The sequence below is a fragment of the Georgenia sunbinii genome (assembly GCF_036421875.1).
Lineage (GTDB): Bacteria > Actinomycetota > Actinomycetes > Actinomycetales > Actinomycetaceae > Georgenia_B > Georgenia_B sunbinii.
In genome coordinates this window covers 288,451-307,415 of record NZ_JAZGOL010000003.1, presented here as the reverse complement: position 1 = coordinate 307,415, position 18,965 = coordinate 288,451, and the positions used below count along the sequence as shown (strand labels likewise).

Here is an 18,965-nt window from a genome sequence, read left to right as displayed (position 1 = left end):
CGAGGAGGCCCCTCGTGATGAGGATCACCGCGCCGGTCGAGCCTGGGCACGAGTGCTGCCGGGGTCGGATAAGTTGGGGTGGTGCCCAAGCCACGTGTCACGTTAGTCAACTCCTCCGACAGCCCCGCGCTGGACCTCGGTGAAGAGGGATTGCCCGACGCTCTCGCCGAGCGTGGGATCGACCCGCAGGTCGTCTCATGGGACGACGAGTCGGTCGACTGGAGCGACGCCGGCGTCGTCGTCATCCGGTCGGTGCACAACTACGCCTCGCGCCGGGACGACTTCGTCGCGTGGGCGAAGGGCATCCGCAAGCTGCTCAACAGCGCGGACGTCGTGGACTGGAACACCGACAAGCACTACCTCCAGGAGCTCGGGCGGCGCGGCATGCCGACCATCGACACGATGTGGCTCGAGCCGGACCGAGGCTTCAGCAAGCACCAGGTCCACACCCGCTTCCCCTCCCAGGGCGACTTCGTGGTCAAGCCCGCGGTGTCGTCGGGCTCGCGTGACACCGGGCGGTACACGGCGCGCGACGCCGTCTCGCGGATGAACGCGATCCAGCACGCCTATGGCCTTCTCCAGGACGGCCGGTCGGTGATGGTGCAGCGGTACGTGAAGTCGGTGGACAAGCGCGGCGAGACCGCGCTCATCTACTTCAACGGCGTGCTGTCCCACGCGGTGGAGAAGCAGGCCATGCTGTTGGGGCCGCTCGCCGCCCCGGACGCCGTCGCCGAGGAGGTCGCCGTCGCCCGGCAGGCGACCGAGGCCGAGCTCAAGCTCGGGGAGAACGCGCGCGCCGCGATCCACGGGCACATCAAGTCGCGGCTGGGCCGCGACGCGCAGCTGCTCTACAGCCGGATCGACATCGTCGAGGGCAACGACGACGGGCCGGTCGTCATGGAGGTCTCGCTCGTCGATGCCGCGCTGTTCCTCGGGACCGTGCCGGGCGCCCTGGAGAACTTCGCCGACGCCATCGCGTCGCGCGCGTTCTGGTGAGGAAGCCGGCTGCCGCGGAGCGCCGGGCCGCTCGCGGGTGAGAGCCTGCTGAGGCACGCATGAGAGTGCTCCCACAATCGGCATTCTGGCGTGCTCACGGCGCCTTGGCGCGAGATGGTTGAGGCATGAAGAAGCACATGCGCACCCGGTCCGTCCTCACCGCCACCGCGGCTCTCGCGCTGGCAGTGCCGCTCGCCAGCTGCGGCGACAGCGACGACGACGGCTCAGAGGCGTCGCCGGCCATCACTGGCGGCACGTCGCAGGAGTCCACGCCCGCTGCCGACGACACCGCGTCGCCGAGCGAGACGACCGCGAGTGCCGACGAGACTGGCGGCACTGATGGTGCCGAGGACGCCCAGGCCGCTGAGGTCGCGGCCGCCATCAGCCTCGCCGAGTCGGACGCGGGCGGCACCGCCTTCGAGATCGACCGCGAGGACGACGGCAGGTGGGAGATCTCCGTGGCAGTGGACCGCGACGAGATCGACGTCATCGTCTCGGCCGACGGCACCGAAGTGCTCGACTCGCGCGCCGACGGCTCGGCGGACGACGACGAGGTTGCCGCCCTCGACGCGGCGACGGTCGGCCTCGCCGAGGCGATCGCGACGGCGCTCACCGAGGTGCCCGGCCGCTTCGACGACGCGAGCCTCGACGAGGAGCACGGCGATTTCGCCTGGGAGGTCTCCATCGACCGCACCGACGGTGACGACGTCGACGTCTACGTGGCGGTGACCTCGGGCGAGGTGCTGCACGTCGACCGCTGACGGTCCGCGGCGCTGACGGTCAGTCGGAGCCGTCCCAGACCACGACGTCGCCGGCCAGCCGCGCGCCGGCGGAGGGTTCGTGCGGTCGCTCGGAGCCGTCGGGCATGAGGTGGTGGACCGGGACGCCGACCGTCAGAGTCGCGACGTCGGCGATGAGACGGCGGTGGCACCGCCACCAGACCGTCTCCGAGCACATCACGGCGACCCGGGCCTGCGACACTTCGGCGAGCAGGTCGGCCAGGCCCTCGCCGAACTCGTCGCTGCGGGTGTACCCGGCGTAGGCGCGGAAGGCGTCGACCCGCCACCAGGTGTCGGGTGAGGCGGCATCCTCGGCCTTGCGCAGGTGACGCCGTCCGCCGAGCCGCTGCTCCCACCGGTAGGAGATCCCGGCTGCCGGCAGCCAGTCGGCCAGTGCCTCTCGCTTGACGTCCGGGTTGCGGCGGCTGCCGGGGAATCGCCGGACGTCGACGATGTGGTCGACGGCGAAGCCGGTGAGCAGGCTGGTGAGGGCGGGTCGGTCGAGCGTGCCGTGCCCGACGGTCAGTAGTGGCATGGGGTCATTGTGTGGTGGGGAGCGGGGCGCCGCAGGTCGTCCTGCGGCGCCTGGCGCCTTACTGGCCGGTGGTTGGTGGTGGTCGGGTGGTGTAGCTGGTGGCGGTGGGGGTGGTGGTGATCACTGCGGGCCAGGTGCCTGAGGATCCGGTGCCGATGGCTCCGGTGGCTCCGATGGGGTGGGGTGTTGGTGGGGCGGTGCCGGGGAGGCGGCCGAGGGCGCCGTCGAGTCTGGCCTGCCAGCCGGGGAGTTCTTTGATGTAGTTGCAGCGTTCGCAGAGTCCTTGCAGGTTGGGGGCGGTGGTGGGGCCGCCGCGGGCGTGGGGTACGACGTGGTCGATGTGTCGGACCGGGGCGTCGCACCAGGCGGTGCGGCAGGTGGCGCCGTCGCGCAGGGTGATGAAGGTGGCTAGGCCTGCGGGTGCGGTGCGTGCGCGCGAGGTCATCGCGACGAGCTGGCCGGTGGTGGGGTGGGTGAAGAGCTGGCGGAGCCAGACGCCGGTGGGCCGGTCGGTGGCCAGTGCGCGGGCGATGAGGTCGCGGGCCCATGGGGCGGGGACGGTGCCGTAGCCCGGTAGCACGGCGGGGTCGTTGCTGTCGTTGAGCAGGGCGTGGTCGGTCATCACGAGCTGGACCTGGACTGGTACGGCGGGGCTGTCGAACTGGCCGGTGACGTACCCGATCAGGGTGTCGGCCATGAGCTGGCCCCGGCCGCGGGGGTCGCCGGTGGCGATGGCGGAGTCGGCGGCCCTGGTGAGGGTGGAGTGGCAGGTCAGTGCTTGGGCGGCGGGCAGTAGCGCGCTGAGGTAGGCCATGCCGTGGGCTGCTGGGCGCAGTGTTACCCGCCGGTCCTTGGCGGCCTTGGTGGTGCGCTCGGCTGCGGCGTCGGGGGAGAGCTCGTAGGCCGCGCGCCGGGCCTCGGCGGTCAGTCGTTTGTCGCCCCAGGTGGCGAATCGTGCCGGGTCGGTGCACACCTGCTCGTCGAGGGTGGTCCGCTCGGTGGCGTCCATTGCCTCGGTCTCGGCCGCGAGGAGTCCGGCGCGCCGTTCGCTGAGTGCGCCGGTGCGCATCGCTGCCAGGGTGCGGGGCATGCCCGCGACGATCTTCCTGGCCAGGGCGAGCTCGCGGCCGGCCCGGTGCGGGGACAGCCGCCGGGCGAGTGCGATCTCGGCGCTGACGCCCTTGCCCCGGCGCGCAGCGCGCACGCCCTCGTCCTTCTCCCGGTCACGTCGGACCCGCTCGAAACTGGTGACGAGCACCGCTTGGGCGGCGGCGGTGGCGGCCTTGACGTCCTCCAGGGCACGAACCACGTCGAGGTGCTCGGCCTCGGTCAGACCGGTCACGACGCCGGTCGGGTCCAGCGCGACCCCGGCGAGCGTCTGCTGCAGCGAGGCGGCGACGCTCACCAGGTCCACCCGCTGGGGGCCCAGGGCAGCCATCTCCAGCTCTCGCAGCTCGGCGAGCTCCTCGGGGGTGGGGCAGGGACCGGCGAACAGCTCCTCGAGGTCGCCCATGGCCTCCAGCCACGCCATCTCTGCCTCGTCCTGGGCCGTGACCAGCGTGTCCGCGCGACGGTCCTCGATGACGGTCACCTGGATCACCTCCCGCGCTGTGCCGACCCTTCTTCGGGCCTGTCTTCACCGTAGACGAGCCCACTGACATCGACCGAGAACCATTGCAATCACGCGGTTCGCGCCGGCCGCGGGTGCGCCGGACCGACCGACGATGGCCGCCGTCAGGTTGTCTCCGTCTCACGCGCGACGGCGGGCGACCTCGCACTCGATCCCGTCGAGCAGGAAGCGCAGCCCCAGCTCGAACGTCTCCGCCCAGTCGGCGCTGAAGACGTCCTCGTCCAGCGAGGCCATGGTCGGGTACTTTCCCGACTCCATGGCCCGGACCAGCATGGGCAGCTGGTTGTTCCAGAACGCGTCCTCGGTCATGCCGCTCTCCACGGCGGCGTTGTCGTAGAGGATCTCCTCCCGGACCGAGCCGGTGACGTAGGCGTCCAGCAGGGAGACCACCATCATCGTCTGCTGGTCGCTGAATGGCAGGTCGGTCAGCCCGGACATGTTCTCCTCCATCTGCGCGACGCTGCCCGGGCCCAGCACCGGCCGTGCCCAGTTGACCTGGAGCAACCACCGGTGGCGCAGGTACAGCTCCCGGCCCCGCCGCGCGGCGGTGGTCAAGGTGTCGCGCCAGCCGCCGTCGTGGTCGATGCGGCCGAGCTGGGTGCCGCTGACGTGGTCGAGCATGAGGTTGAGCAGCTCGGTCTTGCTGGGGATGTAGCGGTACAGGGACATCGTGCCCATTCCGAGCGTCGTGGCCAGCCTGCGCATCGAGAGTGCGTCGATGCCCTCCGTGTCGGCGATCTCGATGCCCGCACTGACGATCTGCTCGAGCGTGAGCGTGGGCTTGGGCCCCTTCGTCGTCGCGGGCAGCCCCTCCCAGAGCAGCTGATGGCTGCGGGCGAGCGGGTTCTCGTCGGACATCTCGATCCCTTGGCAGAAAAGGCGTTGCGTTCTGCGGACAGCGTACGCTAACGTGCTGCGTGCAATGTACTCAGAACCCTGGGAGCTGCCATGCACCCCTCACAGATCGCGGTCCGCACCAGCGGCCTTACCAAGCGGTACGGGCCGAAGCTCGCGCTCGACGGCGTCGATCTCGCGGTCCCGCGAGGCTCCGTCCACGGCCTGCTCGGCCCCAACGGAGCAGGGAAGACGACGACGGTCCGGATCCTGGCCACGCTCACCCGAGCCGACTCCGGCGAGGCGTCGGTCGCCGGTCACGACGTCCGCACCCAGCCGCGAGACGTGCGCGCGAGCATCGGCCTGGTCGGCCAGCAGACCGCCGTCGACGACCTCCTCAGCGCCCGGCAGAACCTCACCATCTTCGGCAGGCTCTTCCGGCTGGACAGGGCGGCCGCCCGCCGTCGTGCCGACGAGCTGCTGGAGCTCTTCGGACTGCGGGACGCCGCAGGGCGTTCGCCCAAGACCTTCTCGGGCGGGATGCGGCGCCGGCTCGACCTCGCCGCCAGCATGATCCTCGCCCCGCAGGTGCTCTTCCTCGACGAGCCGACCACCGGCCTGGACCCCGCCGGCCGGCGCGAGGTGTGGCAGACGGTGCGTGAGCTCGCTGCGCAGGGCACCACGGTGCTGCTGACCACCCACTACCTTGACGAGGCCGACAAGCTCTGCGACCGGATCAGCGTCATCGACGAGGGCCGGAACTTCATCGAGGACACCCCGGCCGGGCTCAAGCGGCGGATCGGTGACGAGCGGCTCGAGGTCGCCGTCGCCGATCCGGGCACCCTGGCCCGGGTTGCCGAGGTCGTGGGCTGGGCGGTCGACGTCGACGTGGTGGTCGCTGACGGCAGGATCAGCGTGCCGGTCCCCGACGGCGTCCGCGCCCTCACCGCGGTGGCGGCCGAGATCAGCCGGCTCGGCCTGGAGGTCGACGACATCGGGCTACGCCGCCCCACCCTCGACGAGGCGTTCCTCCAGCTGACCACCCAGACCGCCAAGGAGGCCATCCGATGAGTGCCACCGCCGCCTACCGACTCACCTGGGCGGTGAAGGACTGCTGGACGATCGTCGTGCAGGAGTTCACCCACCTGGTGCGTCAGCCCTCCACCTTCGCCTGGCAGCTCGGCATGCCGGTGGTCATGGTGCTGATGTTCGTCTACGTCTTCGGTTCGGCCATGGATGTCACCGGGCAGGGTGCCGGTGAGGGCTACGTCGACTACGCCATGCCCGGGATGTTCGCGATGATCATGGCCTTCGGCTTCATGAACACCGCCTTCACCGTCACGCTGAACAAGGAGAAGGGGTTCATGGACCGATTCCGGTCGATGCCGATGTCCCCGTCAGCAGTGGTGACCGGGCGCGGGGTCGCCGACATCATCCAGGCGGCCATCGACCTGGCGGTCATCGCCGGGCTGGCGCTGGTGATCGGCTGGCGCGCGGGCGGGAGCCTGGGGGAGTCGCTGTTCGCCTTCCTCCTCCTGCTGTGGCTGCGGCTCGCGCTGATCTTCGTGGGCATCTACCTCGGCCTGCGGATCAAGAACACAGAGGTGGCCGGTTCCCTGTTCGCCGTCGCCTTCCCGCTGGGATTCATCTCCTCGGTGTTCACGCCCCCGGAGATGATGCCGGACTGGCTCGGCGCCGTCGCGGCATGGAACCCGGTGTCCTCGACGGCGAGCGCGATCCGCGAGCTCTTCGCGACCCCTGGCGCTGGCACCGGGGACGCGAGCTACTGGATCGACGGCCACGCGCTCGCCGGCGCGCTCCTCTGGCCGGTCGTCATCATGGCCGTCTTCGTCCCGCTGGCCGTGCGACAGTTCCGCAACCTCAGCAAGTAGGTGCGGTCGGCGGCGAGCTCGGAACGCCCAGAAAGAGAACGAGGCCCGAACACCGAGCTGGTCGGCGTTCGGGCCTCGTTCGCATGGGGTGAGTGACGGGACTTGAACCCGCGACATCCGCGACCACAACGCGGCGCTCTACCAACTGAGCTACACCCACCATGCCTGGCCGTCCCACCGGGGCGGCGCAGCAATTGTCTAGTGTAGCCGCTCCTGGAGGTGGTCAGAGCCCAGCCTCGGGGGCTGGCGGCGTGGCATGCGTCTCACCTGTGCTCACCGTGGCGCGTCGCGGGCCGGGGGCGACGTCGTCGACCAGGCCGGCGATGATCGAGGCCGTCGGCTGGGTGGCGATCTCGGCCGCCACCGCCTTGACCGTGGGGGAGTCCGGGCCGTCGCCCTCGGGCCACAGCGCCGCGCGGTAGTACCGCAGCTCGTCGATGCTCTCGAGGATGTCTGCCAATGCGCGGTGCCCGCCGTTCTTGGCAGGGGAGTTGAAGTAGGCGCGCGGGTACCAGCGCCGGGCGAGCTCCTTGATCGAGGACACGTCGATGATCCGGTAGTGCAGGTGCTCGACGAGCTCGGGCATGTCCCGGGCGAGGAACGACCGGTCGGTCCCCACCGAGTTGCCCGCCAGTGGCGCCTTGCGCTGCTCCGGCACCCACCGACGAATATAGGTAAGGACCTGCTCCTGGGCCTCGGCCATCGTCAGCCCCGACGGCAGCTCGACGAGCAGGCCCGACGTCGTGTGCATCTCCCGCACGACGTCGCCCATCTGCTCTACCGCACCCTCGGGCGGTGCGATGACGACGTCGATCCCCGCGTCGACGGGGCGGAGCTGGGAGTCGGTGATCACCACCGCCACCTCGATGAGGGCGTCGTTGACGAGGTCGAGGCCCGTCATCTCGCAGTCGATCCAGACGATGGGGTCCCGCAGCGCGTTCTTCTTCACCCTCCCAGAGTAGGCATACCTGCTGACACGGCGGACCGGCAACGCTTCCGGCGGGTGATCCGGAGCATCACCTCTCAGGCGTCGAGGACGTCCCGGCGTCGGACGCCTGCCAGCCCCGCCGCGACGAGGACCGCCGCGATCCCGGTCAGCCACAGCAGCGGCGCGAGGTCGAAGGCTGCTGCCGGCTGCTGCGGCACGTGGGCGTAGGGGGAGACGTCGATGAGCCACTGCGGGAAGTCGAGCAACCCACCGAAGTACATGACGACGACGGCGAACCCCAGCGGCGCCCACGCCCACCCGGCCGCGCGGGGCGCGACCCCGAACAGCAGGGCCGCGACGCCGACGAGCACGGCGGTGGCCGGCAGGTAGGAGAGGGCCGCGCCGACGGCGGCACCGACCCAGCTCATGTCGGACAACGACCACCCGGCGCCGAGCCCCATCCCCAGGCCCAGGGCGAGCAGGACGACGGCGCCACCCACGACGGCGACTGTGAGGTAAGCGCCCACCCAGCGCACCCGGGAGACCGGCGTCGCCAGCAGCGGACCGGCGCGGCCGGCCGTCTCCTCGGCGCGCAGCCGCAGCGCGATCTGCACCGCGGGGACGGCGGCGAGGATCGCCGCTACGGCCAGGACGGTCGCCCCGAACAGCTCGGCGCCGGTGGCGTCGCCGATGTCCGGCAGGAACTCGGCCATGATCGGCAGGTCCTCGAGGAAGGTGTCCGCCTCGGAGAGGACCGGGCCGTACATGATGCCGAAGAGGAACAGTGCCAGGCCCCAGCCGATGACGGTGCCGCGCAGCAGCCGCACCGCCAGCCCGAGCGGGCTGCCGAGGAGCCCGCCGGCGCTCGCGGGCCCGGGCCGCGTGCCGAAGAGACCGGCACCGACGTCGCGTCGCCGGCTCAGCGGCACGGCGACGCCGAGGAGCAGCACCGCGGCCGCCAGCGAGATCCCGAGCGGCGCCCAGCTGTTGCTGTCGTACGTCTCGGTGGCCTGGGACCAGCCGATCGGGGACAGCCACGAGATCCAGCCCTCGCCGACGTCGCCGATCGCACGCAGCACGTAGGCCGCGGCGAGCGTGAGCCCGGCGATGCTCGACGCCGTCCGGGCGTTCTCGGTCAGCTGGACGCTCACTGCTGCGACCCCGGCGAAGACCAGGCCGACGGCCCCGATGGCCGCCCCGAACAGCAGCGAGCCCTCCCAGGTGACGGTGTCGATCCCCAGCGAGCCGAGCCCGACGGCGAGCAGCAGCGCCAGCACGACGTTCGCGCCGACGACGACGGTCACGGCGGCCACGGTGCCCGCGTGCCGGCCGACCACCGAGGCCCGCACCAGCTCGGCCCGGCCGGTCTCCTCCTCCAGCCGGGTGTGGCGCACGAGGGTGAAGATGCTCATGAGGGCGGCGAGGACCGAGATGAGCGCCACCAGCTGGTGGCCGACCATGATGCCGTAGGTGTAGTCGCCGTCGCCGTACACGGCGCCGATGAGGGCCGTGGTGCCCGGGTTGTTGATGGTCAGCAGCGCGGCGGCCCGGTCTGCCGCGGTCGGGTAGATCGACTCGTAGCTGACGGCGGTGGACACCGTGGCGAGCACGGTGCCGAGGATCCACACCGGGAGCCGGACCCGGTCGCGGCGCAGGTTGAAGCGCAGCAACGTGCCGAGCCCGGTGAGGGCGCCGGCACGCTGGGGCGCCCGGTGCGTTTGCGGAGCGGTGGTGGTGGCGGTGCTCATGAGGCGCTCCGGGTGCCCTCGAGCTGGGCGAGGTCCTCGCCGTAGTGGCGCATGAACAGCTGCTCGAGCGTCGCGGGGTGCGAGACGAGCGACCGGATCCCCGCCGCGTGGAGAGCCCCGACGACGCCGTCGAGATGCTCGGAGTCGACGTCGAGGCGGAGCTGGTTGTCGCCGTCGTCGACGACGTCGTGGACGCCCGGCACGTCCGTCAGACGGGCCGGGCGCTCGGTCTGGGTGACGACGGTGATGCGGGTCAGGTGACGCATCGCCGACAGCGAGCCGGACTCGACGATGACGCCCTGGCGGATGATCGAGATCTGCTCGCAGAGCTTCTCCACCTGCGCCAGCGTGTGGCTCGAGAGCAGCACGGTACGGCCTTTGTCGCGCTCCTCGACGATCGCCTCGGCGAAGATCGTCTCCATGAGCGGGTCGAGGCCCGCGGTGGGTTCGTCGAGGACGAGGAGCTCGACGTCGGAGGCGAGCGCGGCGACGATCGCGACCTTCTGCCGGTTCCCCTTGGAGTAGGTGCGGCCCTTCTTCGTCGGGTCGAGGTCGAAGCGCTCGACGAGCTCGTCACGGCGGCGCTGGTCGAAGCCACCGCGCAGCCGGGCGAACAGGTCGATCGTCTCCCCGCCGGTGAGGTTGGGCCACAGCGAGACGTCGCCAGGGACGTAGGCCAGCCGGCGGTGGAGCTCGACGGCGTCGCGCCACGGGTTGCCGCCGAGCACCGTGGCACGGCCGGAGTCCGCTCGCAGCAGGCCGAGCAGCACCCGGATGGTCGTCGACTTCCCGGCACCGTTCGGTCCGAGGAAGCCGTGCACCTCGCCCTGCTCGACGGTGAGGTCGACGCCGTCGAGAGCGCGGGTGGCGCCGAAGGTCTTGACGAGGTCGCGGACCTCGATCGTCGGTGTCATGAGTGATCTCCTCCTGTGGGGCTGGCCCGGTAGGTGTCGAGGAATCGGGAGTCGGTGAACAGGCCCTGGGTGAACAGCTCGAGGGCGGGGGCGACCGTGAGCGTGGTGACCTCGTCGAACAGGGCCGTGATGTCGACGGGGCGTGCCTCCTCAGCGCGCAGCCGGTAGGTGGTGAGCATGAGCCCCAGGGCGGACAGTGCGAGGTAACGGGCGCGGGCGGCGGCGTCGGCGCTGGGCCGGATCGTGCCGGCCGCGACGCCGAGCTCGAGGTACTCGATGGTCGAGGCCGTGATCTGCTCGACCAGCGCGTGTGCGAGGTGGCCGCCGGCGGCGAGGCTGGCGACGGCGTAGGCCGCGACCGGCGCGTACTCCTCGGTCGCCGCGAGCTGGGCGAGCATGTGCTCCGGCCCGCCCGGCCCGACGACGTCGACCTTGCCCTCGTGGATGACCTGGAGCACGTAGGTGTCGCAGGCCTCCCGGAGCCCGGCCTTGGAGCCGAAGTGGTGGAGGACCAGCGCCGGGCTCACCCCGGCGTCGGCCGCGACGGTCCGCAGCCCGGCGTCGAAGCCGTCGGCGCCGAACCGTGCCACGGCGGCATTGCGGATCCTCGCCTTGGCGTGGAGGTCATCGGCTGATCGCATGCACAGCATACTAAACGGTCGTTCAGTCAGGTGGCAAGACCCAGGTCAGTGGCGAGTAGGCTCCGGCAGCGTGACGACAAAGCTCCTGCTGGTGCTCGCGGGCGGCACGCTGGGCACCGCGGTGCGCGCGTGGGCCGGCGAGACCTTCGCACCGGCGGCGGGCGGCTGGCCGTGGCCGACCTTCGCCGTCAACGTCCTCGGCTCGTTCCTGCTCGGCCTGCTGCTCACCTCGCTCGCGGCCGGCCGGTGGGGCAGCACCGGCCGGGAGCGGCTGTGGCTGCTCGCGGGGACCGGCGCGCTCGGCGGGCTGACCACCTACAGCACCTTCGCCGTCGAGGTCGTGCTGCTGCTGCGCGACGGCTCCGCGCTGACCGGGCTGGGCTACGGGACCCTCAGCGTGGCGGCCGGGATCGTCGCCGCGGCCGCCGGCTACCGGCTGGGCGGTCCGGTGGCCCCCGCAGGAGGCGACGCGTGATCGCCGTCCTCGTCGCGGTGGGCGGCGGCGTCGGCGCGGTCCTGCGGTTCCTCGTCGACGGACTGGTCACCCGTTGCGGGCGCGGGCGGCTCGGGGTCCCCGTCGTCAACGTCACCGGGTCGTTCGTGCTGGGTCTGGTGGTCGGCTGGTTCGGCGCCGGCGAGCTCGGCGCCGTGCTCGGCACCGGGCTGCTCGGCGGGTACACCACGTTCAGCGCCGCGAGCCTCGATGCCGTCCGGCTGGTCCGGGACGAGCGGCGGCCGGCCGCGGTGGGGCACGCCGTCGGGATGCTCGTGCTCGGGCTGGGCGCCGCGGCCCTCGGGCTGTGGCTCGCCGGCTAGCTCGGCGGCCTCGGACTGGTCGACACGCACCATCCGGGCGTAGGTCTGGTCCCACCAGCGCGGGTAGACCGGGACGACGACGTCCTCGCGCCGCACCATCCGGCGGAGCACACCGCCGCGCACCGAGAGCAGGGTGACGATCATCGCCACCGTCGACAGCCCGGAGATGACGGCGATCGACGACATCGCCCAGCGGTAGTCGAGCAGCGTGGGCGTGGCGCCGCCGGAGCGGACGTCCAGCACGATGCCGACGACGATCGCCGCCACCATCGCGGCGCTGAACCCGCCGCTGTTGACCACGCCGGTAGCGGTCGAGACCCGCGAGGGGGCGTTGTAGTCCCGGGCGATGTGGAAACCGATCTGCGAACCGGGGCCGCCGACCGCGAGGACGATCATCGCCGCGGAGACCACGCCGGTCGGCGGTACCCCGCCGGGCCAGGCGACGAGCGCGAGCACCGCGAGGACGACGGACACCGAGATGCCGATCGCCATCGGCATCCGCCAGCCCGGCCGGCGACCGGCGACCGGCCCGACGACGAAGCTCGCGCACAGCGTGGCGATGACGTACAGCGACAGCTGGGAAGCGGCCGCTCCGCTGGTGTAGCCCAGCCCCTCGGTGAGGAACGGGAAGCCCCAGACAAGGGAGATGACGGTGGGTCCGGCCATCGTGGCCTGGTGGGTCCAGAAGCCGAGCTGGGTCTCTCGCAGCGACAGCGTCGCGCGGACCTCGGCGAGCACCGGAAGCCGCTGCGGCGCCGGTTGCGAGGCCGGCAGGCCAGGGCTGCGGTAGGGGGCGGCGACCGCCGGCCGCAGCAGCAGCACGGTGTAGACGATCGACGCGAGCCCGCTGATGACGAAGGTGCGCGTCCAGCCGACCGCGTCGAGGACGACGACGAGCGGCACGGTGGCCAGCAGGTTGCCCGCCATCCCCAGCAGGCCGGTGGCCATCGTCAGCACCGCGTAGCGGTGGCGCGGGAACCAGCCGGACGCCAGCCGCAGCACGGCGATGAACACCGCGGCGTCGCCCATGCCGAGCAGCGCGCGGGCGCCGAGGGCCACCGGGTAGCTGGTGGCGAACCCGAAGAGCACCTGCGCGGTGCCCATCGTCAGGGTGGCGAGGACGAGGATCCGGCGCGGACCCCACCGGTCGATCGCCAGGCCCGCGGGCACCTGCATGAGGGCGTACACGCCGAGCTGGACCATGACGAACGACCCGAGCTCGGTCGCGGAGATCTGCAGCCGGTCGATGGCGTCGGGCCCGGCCACCCCCAGGGACGCCCGGTGGACCATCCCGAGGAAGTAGACGCCCGCCCCGATCAGCCACACCAGCCAGGCCGATCGCCGGGCCCACTGGTAGCCGCGGGAGAAGGGTGACGTCACAGCGACCAATTGTCTCATCGCAGCTGCGGTCGTGTTCGCTGGTGTGACGCGATGCTCTATCGTCGGGAGCCAGGGAGCCACCGCGGCGTCCAGGATGGGACGACACGTGCTCACGCTCGGAATCATCGGTACCTCGACGAAGCCGGACGAGCGCCGGGTGCCTCTGCATCCCGGGCACCTCGACCGGATCCCTGCCGAGATGCGGCGGCACATCCTCATCGAAGAGGGGTACGGAGCCGCCTTCGGCGTCTCGGACGCCGAGCTGGCAAGATCCGTGGCTCGCGTCGGGAGCCGGGCCGAGGTGATCGAGGCCGCCGACGTCGTCGTCCTGCCCAAGCCGCAGCACGAGGACGTGCGGGCGATGCGCGACGGTCAGGTGCTGTGGGGCTGGCCGCACTGCGTGCAGGACCGCACGCTCACCCAGCTGGCCGTGGACAAGCGGCTGACGGTCATCGCGTTCGAGGCGATGAACCACTGGGGCGCCGACGGCTCGTTCAAGCTGCACGTCTTCCATGCCAACAATGAGCTGGCCGGCTACTGCTCGGTGCTGCACTCCCTCCAGCTGATGGGCACGACCGGCAACTACGGCAGGCGGCTCACCGCGACCGTCATCGGCTTCGGCGCCACCGCGCGGGGTGCGATCACCGCGCTGACCGCCCACGGCATCTCCGCGATCCGGGTGCTGACCACCCGTGAGGTCGCCGCCGTCGCCTCCCCGATCCACTCGGTGGACATGGTCCGGTTCGACCACGAGGAAGGGCCCTACCTCAGCGAGGTCATCACCGAGGACGGCCGAGTGCCGCTGGTGCCGTTCCTCGCCGAGAGCGACCTCGTGGTCAACTGCACGCTGCAGGACCCCAACGCCCCGCTGCTCTACCTGCACGAGGACGACCTGCCGCGGTTCCACCCCGGGAGCCTCATCGTCGACGTCTCGTGCGACGAGGGCATGGGGTTCTCGTGGGCACGCCCGACGACGTTCGCCGAGCCGATCATCCAGCTCGACCACGGCGTCCACTACTACGCGGTGGACCACAGCCCGTCCTACCTCTGGAACTCCGCCAGCTGGGAGAACAGCGCCGCGATGCTGCCGTTCCTCGCGACGGTCATGGCGGGGCCGGCTGCCTGGGCGCAGGACGCGACCATCGACCACGCCATCGAGATCCGCGACGGCGTGATCAAGAACCCCGCGATCCTGGAGTTCCAGGGGCGGGCGGCGGTGTATCCGCACCGATGACGTGGTGGTGCCCCCGGCAGGACTCGAACCTGCAACCTACGGATTAGAAGGCCGTTGCTCTATCCGTTGAGCTACGGGGGCGGCGGCCCTCCCGGGCCGGGAACAACCGTAGCGTGACCTGGGGTGTTCAGGTCGTCAGTGTTCGCACCACGCGTGCCGGCGAGCCGACGACGACCGCGTTCGCCGGGACGTCCTTGGTGACCACGGACGCGGCAGCCACGACGGCGTTGTCACCGATCGTCACGCCAGGCAGCACGGTGACGTTCGCGCCGAGCCACACGTTGCGTCCGAGGACGATGGGCGCCGGGTGCATGTCCGCGCGGCGGGACGGGGCAAGGTCGTGGTTGAGCGTCGCCAGCACCGTGTTGTGCCCGATGAGGCAGTCGTCGCCGATGACCACACCGCCCTGGTCCTGGAACCGGCACCCAGAGTTGATGAAGACCCGCTTGCCGAGGGTGATGTTCTTGCCGAAGTCGGAGTAGAACGGCGGGAACACCGTCACCGACTCGTCGACCGGCCGGCCGGTCAGCCGGCTGAGCAGCTCCCGCACCCGCGCCGGCTCCTGGTACCCGCCGTTGAGCTCGCCGGTGATGCGCAGGGCGTCCTGGCTGACGCGGTGCATGACCTCGTGCAGCGGTGAGTCACCGGTGATGGTCTGCCCGGTGTTCAGCGCCTGGAGAAGATCGTCGAGCTCCACGGTGCCCCTCAACTCTCCTTGCCGGCGTTGTTCGCCCCAGCCTACGGCTTCAGGCGCCCCGTCACCGGCGCGGAGGCTTGGCGGTGGCGCCCGGACCGGGCAGGCTGGTGCAGTGACCGCCGACTCCTCCTCGCTCCCGCGTGACGGGGCCGCGGCACGCCATCGTCACGTGCGTGGCCGGTCACCCATCCTCGACGTCGTCACCGACCTTCACGACGACGTCGCCGAGGCCGGTTTCCCGCTCGACCTCGCCGGGGCCGAGGAGCTGCGCGAGCTTCGCGAGCGGGTGCAGACCCAGATCGGCGCCCACCTGCTGCCGCGCCTGCGACGCGAGGCGGGCCCCGCCGTCGTCGTCCTCGGCGGTTCCACCGGCGCCGGGAAGTCCACCCTGGTCAACTCGGTCATCGGCCGGGAGGTCACCGCCGCCGGCGTCATCCGGCCCACCACCCGCCGCCCGGTGCTCGCCGTCACCCCCGCGGACGCCTGGCTCGTCGCCGACCACCCGATCACCGAGCTCGCCGGCGTCGTCGAGGACGACGGCGTGCCCAGCGGGCTGGCGCTGCTCGACGCGCCGGACCTCGACTCCGTCGTCGAGGGCAACCGCGCCCTGGGCAACCTGCTCCTCGAGACCGCCGACCTCTGGGTCTTCGTCACCACCGCGTCCCGCTACGGCGACGCCATCCCGTGGCGGGTGCTCGCCCAGGCGCAGGAGCGCGGCATCACCATCGCCGTCGTCCTCAACCGGGTGCCCCGGGACGTCCTCTCCGAGGTGCGCGCCGACCTCATGCGCCGGATGACCGGCCTCGGCCTGGGCTCCGCCCCGCTGTTCGTCATCCGCGACGTCGGGCCGCACGACGGCCCGCTGCCCGCCGCGAGCATCGCCGAGCTCCAGGGCTGGCTGGCGCTGCTCGGCGGGCGCAACACCTCCCGCGGCATCGTCCGGCGCACCACCCAGGGGGTGTGGGGCGGCCTGCGCGACGAGCTGCTCCGGCTCGCTGACGGCATCTCGGCCCAGGCGATGGCCGCCGGCGGCCTGCGCGCCGCCGCCGACCGCGCCGTCACCGCGACCGCGGACGACCTCACCACCCGGCTGCGCGCCGGCGTCGCCTCCCACGGTGCGCCCACCACGCGCTGGCTCGCGGCGGCCAGCACCGGGGGAGCGCTCGCCCCGCTCACCGGCGACCTCAGCCGGGTCCGCCGGGGCTGGCGCGGCGCCGGCCTGCGCGCCCGCAGCGAGGCCGCCGCCGCGATCGGCACCGAGACCCGCGGCGCCCTCGTCGCGCTGCTGCGTGACGCCTGCGTGGCGGCCGACTCCGCCGTCCGCGATGTCTGGTCCGAGCCCGGCCGTGGCGCCGGCCCCCTTCTCGCCGACGACGACGGCGGGGCCACCCGCGACGAGCGCGTCGCCGCCGCCGTCGCGGGCTGGGCCGCGCGCACCGACGAGCTCGCCGAGATGGCGGCGCTCGCCGGTCCGCCGTACCTCGCCAAGGTGATCGACGTCCCCGGCCTCAGCGCACTGCTCCAGGCGGCGGCCGCCGGTCTCGACGGCGCAGCGCGCGCGGCCCGGTCCCTGCTGCCGGAGGGGGCACCGCTGCCGCGCGTCACCGCCGACCTCGAGGAGACCGTCGCCGCCACCGTCCGGGCCGAGGCCCGGCCCTACCTCACCCGGCTCGACGCGCTCGGGCTGCGCAGCGAGGCCGGCGCCGGCCTGCGGCTGCGGGCCAGCGAGCTGAAGGGACACCGATGACCGACGACCAGCGCCGGCCCGGCGCCCACGCCGCGACCCCCACCGGGCAGGAGGCGCGGCTCGCTGAACGGGTGTCGATCCTCGGCGACGCACTGCGCGCCGACGGCGGCGACGTCGACCCCGCCCTCGTCCGGCAGTCCCTCGAGGACCTCGCGAAGGTCGAGGACCGGCTGCGCCTCGGGGTGGACCGCACCGTCGTCGCCCTCGTCGGGGGCACCGGCTCGGGCAAGTCCTCGCTGTTCAACGCCATCTCCGGGCTGAGCTTCGCCGACGTCGGCGCCATCCGACCGACGACCGACCGGGCGGCCGCCTGCGTCTGGGGCGCCGAGGCCACCGAGCTGCTCGACTTCCTCGGCGTCGCCGAGCACCGCCGGATCGGCCGGGAGAGCGCCCTCGACGCCGACGACGAGCGGTCCCTGCACGGCCTCGTGCTGCTCGACATGCCCGACCACGACTCCGTCGCCGAGGCGCACTCCGAGCAGGTCGACCGGCTGCTGCCGCTCGTGGACATCCTCATCTGGGTTGTCGACCCGCAGAAGTACGCCGACAACGCGCTGCACGCCCGCTACCTGCGCGGCCTCGCCGGCCGGCAGGACGCCATGCTCGTGCTCGTCAACCAGGTCGACACCATCCCGGCCGACGCCGTCCCGCGGGTGCGCGACTCGGTCCGCGACCTCCTGCGCGAGGGCGGGCTCGCCGACGTCGAGGTCCTCACCACCTCCGCCCGCACCCACGAAGGCATCGGCGACGTCCGCGAGGTCCTCGCCCGGGCCGTCGCCCGCCGCTCGACGGCTGCCCGCACCGCCGAGGCCGAGGTCGACGCGCTGTCCGCGCGGCTGCGGGTCGCGGTCGGCACCGAGGAGCCCGCCGTCGGCGCGGCCGCCGTGCGCACCGCGACCGACGAGCTCAGCCGCGCCAGCGGCCGCGACGCCGTCGCCGACTCGATCCGGGTGGGCGCCGCGCGCCTGCGGGGCGCGGCGCTCGCCCGCCCCCAGCCACCCACCCCGGCCGCAGTCGAGGCGGTCCGGTCCGGCTGGCTGACCACCGCGACCACCGGCCTGCCGCAGCGGTGGCGCACCGCCGTCGAGCGGGAGACCGAGAGTGCCGAGCAGCTCCGGGAGCATGTCGCCGACGCCGCCGGCCAGGTGACGCTGCCGGTCATCAAGCAGCCGGGCGCGCTCGCCGCGCACGTCGGCGGCCTGGTGCTCGGTGTCCTCGGCCTGGTCGCCGTCGTCCTCGGCGCCGTCGGCCTGCTGGCGTCGCTGAGCTGGCCGACGACCCTGCTGCTGGCCGCCGGCGCAGCTGCGGGCGTGGCCGGCGTCGTGCTCGTGCTCGCCTCCCGCGCCCAGCGCCGGGCGCGCGCCGCCGAGCTGGCCGACGGGTACGAGCGCAGCGTCGACGAGGCGCTCGACCAGGTGGTACGGCGCGACCTCGCCGCGCCCACCACCGCGGTGCTCGACCGGCACCGGCGGCTGCGCCGCGCCCTCGGCTGACGTTCCTCCACAGCGCCGCCCCGCAGCTCCGCCGTCCACCGCCGGGCCCACCCGCTCGGCGGGAGGTCACCGCCGCGCGGCACCGTTGGTCCCCAGGCCGGCAGCCGTCCGGCCGCGAGAAGGGGAACATCATGAGCGACAGCAACCTCATCACGCTGCGGGGCCGGGTCGGGACCGAGCCCAGCATCCACATCACGGCCGCCGGCCGGCAGGTGGTGAACTTCCGGCTGGGGTCTACCAGCGGCTTCATGGACCCGGTCACCCGTCAGTGGCGCGACAAGCCCACCGAGTGGTTCACCGTCAAGGTGTGGGGACCGGCCGGCGACAACGTCACGTCCTCGCTCACCCGGGGGACACCGGTGATCGTCCAGGGCGTGCTCTCCTCGGAGGAGTGGACCTCCGACGACGGGACGCGGCACACCAACGTGGTCACCAGCCGCACCATCGGGGTCGACATCCGGTACGGCCGGGTGACCTACACCAAGGTCACCCGCGAGACCCCGGGCGTCGTCGCCGGCTCCACCGCCTCGGCCGACGCCGCAGCCTCGGCCGACGAGCCCGGTGGCCCGGACGAGGACACCGAGGAGTACCTCGCCCCGGAGCCGGTGGAGCCGCTCGACTGGGAGAAGCTCGCCGGGTAGGTCAACGCGGGACGGGTGACCTACGCTGGAGGGTGCAGCGACCGGCCACCGCCGGCCGCC

The 18,965-nt window shown here is 72.4% G+C and carries 18 protein-coding genes, 2 tRNA genes and 1 pseudogene; 10 read left to right on the top strand and 11 right to left on the bottom strand.

Features of this window, described 5'->3' with window-relative positions; genetic code table 11:
* Nucleotides 1-81 precede the first annotated feature (81 nt).
* Nucleotides 82-996, top strand: coding sequence for an ATP-grasp domain-containing protein (locus V2J52_RS09255; RefSeq protein ID WP_331227396.1), 915 nt, complete (start codon nucleotides 82-84; stop codon nucleotides 994-996).
* A gap of 125 nt (nucleotides 997-1,121) precedes the next feature.
* Complete coding sequence (locus V2J52_RS09250) at nucleotides 1,122-1,757, top strand: PepSY domain-containing protein (RefSeq protein ID WP_331227395.1); 636 nt, start codon at nucleotides 1,122-1,124, stop codon at nucleotides 1,755-1,757.
* A gap of 19 nt (nucleotides 1,758-1,776) precedes the next feature.
* Here V2J52_RS09250 and V2J52_RS09245 read toward each other — a convergent pair whose 3' ends face one another.
* From V2J52_RS09245 to V2J52_RS09235, 3 genes are all read right to left on the bottom strand, one after another.
* Nucleotides 1,777-2,310 carry a DUF488 domain-containing protein gene (locus tag V2J52_RS09245; RefSeq protein WP_331227394.1) on the bottom strand — a complete coding sequence of 178 codons (534 nt, stop codon included), beginning with the start codon at nucleotides 2,308-2,310 and terminating at the stop codon, nucleotides 1,777-1,779.
* 58 nt (nucleotides 2,311-2,368) lie between these two features.
* Nucleotides 2,369-3,901 (bottom strand): HNH endonuclease, encoded by a 1,533-nt coding sequence (locus V2J52_RS09240; protein ID WP_331227393.1) that lies wholly within the window; start codon nucleotides 3,899-3,901, stop codon nucleotides 2,369-2,371.
* Nucleotides 3,902-4,060: 159 nt separating this feature from the next.
* A complete protein-coding gene (locus tag V2J52_RS09235) occupies nucleotides 4,061-4,798 on the bottom strand; it encodes a TetR/AcrR family transcriptional regulator (protein WP_331227392.1) in 738 nt (245 codons plus the stop codon).
* Nucleotides 4,799-4,888: 90 nt separating this feature from the next.
* Here V2J52_RS09235 and V2J52_RS09230 point away from each other — a divergent pair, with 90 nt between their 5' ends.
* Together V2J52_RS09230 and V2J52_RS09225 are read left to right on the top strand one after the other, a co-directional pair.
* A complete protein-coding gene (locus tag V2J52_RS09230; protein ID WP_331227391.1) occupies nucleotides 4,889-5,845 on the top strand; it encodes an ATP-binding cassette domain-containing protein in 957 nt (318 codons plus the stop codon).
* Nucleotides 5,842-6,666: an ABC transporter permease gene (locus V2J52_RS09225; protein ID WP_331227390.1), complete on the top strand. Its 825-nt coding sequence runs from the start codon at nucleotides 5,842-5,844 to the stop codon at nucleotides 6,664-6,666. The genes V2J52_RS09230 and V2J52_RS09225 overlap by 4 nt, the downstream gene beginning before the upstream one ends.
* Nucleotides 6,667-6,750: 84 nt before the next feature.
* On the opposite strand, the gene V2J52_RS09220 is transcribed toward V2J52_RS09225, so the two are convergent.
* The 5 genes from V2J52_RS09220 to V2J52_RS09200 all read right to left on the bottom strand — a co-directional run bounded on the left by V2J52_RS09220 (nucleotide 6,751) and on the right by V2J52_RS09200 (nucleotide 10,897).
* Nucleotides 6,751-6,826, bottom strand: a tRNA-His gene (locus V2J52_RS09220).
* Between the two features lie 63 nt (nucleotides 6,827-6,889).
* A complete protein-coding gene (orn, locus tag V2J52_RS09215) occupies nucleotides 6,890-7,615 on the bottom strand; it encodes an oligoribonuclease (RefSeq protein ID WP_331227389.1) in 726 nt (241 codons plus the stop codon).
* Nucleotides 7,616-7,689: 74 nt separating this feature from the next.
* Entirely contained in the window at nucleotides 7,690-9,342 is a 1,653-nt protein-coding gene (locus V2J52_RS09210) for an ABC transporter permease (RefSeq protein ID WP_331227388.1), read from the bottom strand.
* Nucleotides 9,339-10,256, bottom strand: coding sequence for an ABC transporter ATP-binding protein (locus V2J52_RS09205; RefSeq protein WP_331227387.1), 918 nt, complete (start codon nucleotides 10,254-10,256; stop codon nucleotides 9,339-9,341). Before V2J52_RS09205 ends, V2J52_RS09210 begins: the two co-directional genes overlap by 4 nt.
* Nucleotides 10,253-10,897, bottom strand: a complete 645-nt coding sequence (locus tag V2J52_RS09200) for a TetR/AcrR family transcriptional regulator (protein WP_331227386.1) — start codon at nucleotides 10,895-10,897, stop codon at nucleotides 10,253-10,255. Before V2J52_RS09200 ends, V2J52_RS09205 begins: the two co-directional genes overlap by 4 nt.
* A 70-nt stretch (nucleotides 10,898-10,967) precedes the next feature.
* Between V2J52_RS09200 and V2J52_RS09195 the strand changes: the two genes are divergently transcribed.
* Both V2J52_RS09195 and V2J52_RS09190 read left to right on the top strand, forming a co-directional pair.
* Nucleotides 10,968-11,372: a fluoride efflux transporter FluC gene (locus V2J52_RS09195; protein ID WP_331227385.1), complete on the top strand. Its 405-nt coding sequence runs from the start codon at nucleotides 10,968-10,970 to the stop codon at nucleotides 11,370-11,372.
* Nucleotides 11,369-11,713 (top strand): fluoride efflux transporter FluC, encoded by a 345-nt coding sequence (locus V2J52_RS09190; protein ID WP_331227762.1) that lies wholly within the window; start codon nucleotides 11,369-11,371, stop codon nucleotides 11,711-11,713. The genes V2J52_RS09195 and V2J52_RS09190 overlap by 4 nt, the downstream gene beginning before the upstream one ends.
* Nucleotides 11,714-11,989: 276 nt before the next feature.
* On the opposite strand, the pseudogene V2J52_RS09185 reads toward V2J52_RS09190, so the two are convergent.
* A pseudogene (locus tag V2J52_RS09185) lies at nucleotides 11,990-13,111 on the bottom strand (MFS transporter); the annotation flags it as partial.
* A gap of 76 nt (nucleotides 13,112-13,187) precedes the next feature.
* On the opposite strand from V2J52_RS09185, the gene V2J52_RS09180 reads away from it, so the two are divergent.
* A complete protein-coding gene (locus tag V2J52_RS09180; protein WP_331227384.1) occupies nucleotides 13,188-14,327 on the top strand; it encodes a N(5)-(carboxyethyl)ornithine synthase in 1,140 nt (379 codons plus the stop codon).
* A 5-nt stretch (nucleotides 14,328-14,332) separates the two neighbouring features.
* Here the strand turns inward: V2J52_RS09180 and V2J52_RS09175 are convergent.
* Both V2J52_RS09175 and V2J52_RS09170 read right to left on the bottom strand, forming a co-directional pair.
* Nucleotides 14,333-14,408, bottom strand: a tRNA-Arg gene (locus V2J52_RS09175).
* A gap of 46 nt (nucleotides 14,409-14,454) precedes the next feature.
* The gene (locus V2J52_RS09170) at nucleotides 14,455-15,024 is read right to left on the bottom strand and encodes a DapH/DapD/GlmU-related protein (protein WP_331227761.1); all 570 of its coding nucleotides are present in this window, start codon (nucleotides 15,022-15,024) and stop codon (nucleotides 14,455-14,457) included.
* A gap of 112 nt (nucleotides 15,025-15,136) precedes the next feature.
* Here V2J52_RS09170 and V2J52_RS09165 point away from each other — a divergent pair, with 112 nt between their 5' ends.
* From V2J52_RS09165 to V2J52_RS09155, 3 genes are all read left to right on the top strand, one after another.
* The gene (locus tag V2J52_RS09165; protein WP_331227383.1) at nucleotides 15,137-16,771 is read left to right on the top strand and encodes a GTPase domain-containing protein; all 1,635 of its coding nucleotides are present in this window, start codon (nucleotides 15,137-15,139) and stop codon (nucleotides 16,769-16,771) included.
* Nucleotides 16,768-18,264: a GTPase gene (locus tag V2J52_RS09160; protein WP_331227382.1), complete on the top strand. Its 1,497-nt coding sequence runs from the start codon at nucleotides 16,768-16,770 to the stop codon at nucleotides 18,262-18,264. Before V2J52_RS09165 ends, V2J52_RS09160 begins: the two co-directional genes overlap by 4 nt.
* Nucleotides 18,265-18,395: 131 nt before the next feature.
* Entirely contained in the window at nucleotides 18,396-18,905 is a 510-nt protein-coding gene (locus V2J52_RS09155; RefSeq protein ID WP_331227381.1) for a single-stranded DNA-binding protein, read from the top strand.
* The last annotated feature ends 60 nt before the right edge of the window (nucleotides 18,906-18,965 follow it).

Excerpts from the sequence above, each read along its gene's own strand:
- V2J52_RS09200 (WP_331227386.1), bottom strand. The coding sequence starts at position 10,897 with ATGCGATCAGCCGATGACCTCCACGCCAAGGCGAGGATCCGCAATGCC.
- V2J52_RS09245 (WP_331227394.1), bottom strand. The coding sequence starts at position 2,310 with ATGCCACTACTGACCGTCGGGCACGGCACGCTCGACCGACCCGCCCTC.
- V2J52_RS09210 (WP_331227388.1), bottom strand. The coding sequence starts at position 9,342 with ATGAGCACCGCCACCACCACCGCTCCGCAAACGCACCGGGCGCCCCAG.
- V2J52_RS09160 (WP_331227382.1), top strand. The coding sequence starts at position 16,768 with ATGACCGACGACCAGCGCCGGCCCGGCGCCCACGCCGCGACCCCCACC.
- V2J52_RS09205 (WP_331227387.1), bottom strand. The coding sequence starts at position 10,256 with ATGACACCGACGATCGAGGTCCGCGACCTCGTCAAGACCTTCGGCGCC.
- V2J52_RS09230 (WP_331227391.1), top strand. The coding sequence starts at position 4,889 with ATGCACCCCTCACAGATCGCGGTCCGCACCAGCGGCCTTACCAAGCGG.
- V2J52_RS09235 (WP_331227392.1), bottom strand. The coding sequence starts at position 4,798 with ATGTCCGACGAGAACCCGCTCGCCCGCAGCCATCAGCTGCTCTGGGAG.
- V2J52_RS09250 (WP_331227395.1), top strand. The coding sequence starts at position 1,122 with ATGAAGAAGCACATGCGCACCCGGTCCGTCCTCACCGCCACCGCGGCT.
- V2J52_RS09225 (WP_331227390.1), top strand. The coding sequence starts at position 5,842 with ATGAGTGCCACCGCCGCCTACCGACTCACCTGGGCGGTGAAGGACTGC.
- V2J52_RS09180 (WP_331227384.1), top strand. The coding sequence starts at position 13,188 with ATGGGACGACACGTGCTCACGCTCGGAATCATCGGTACCTCGACGAAG.
- V2J52_RS09155 (WP_331227381.1), top strand. The coding sequence starts at position 18,396 with ATGAGCGACAGCAACCTCATCACGCTGCGGGGCCGGGTCGGGACCGAG.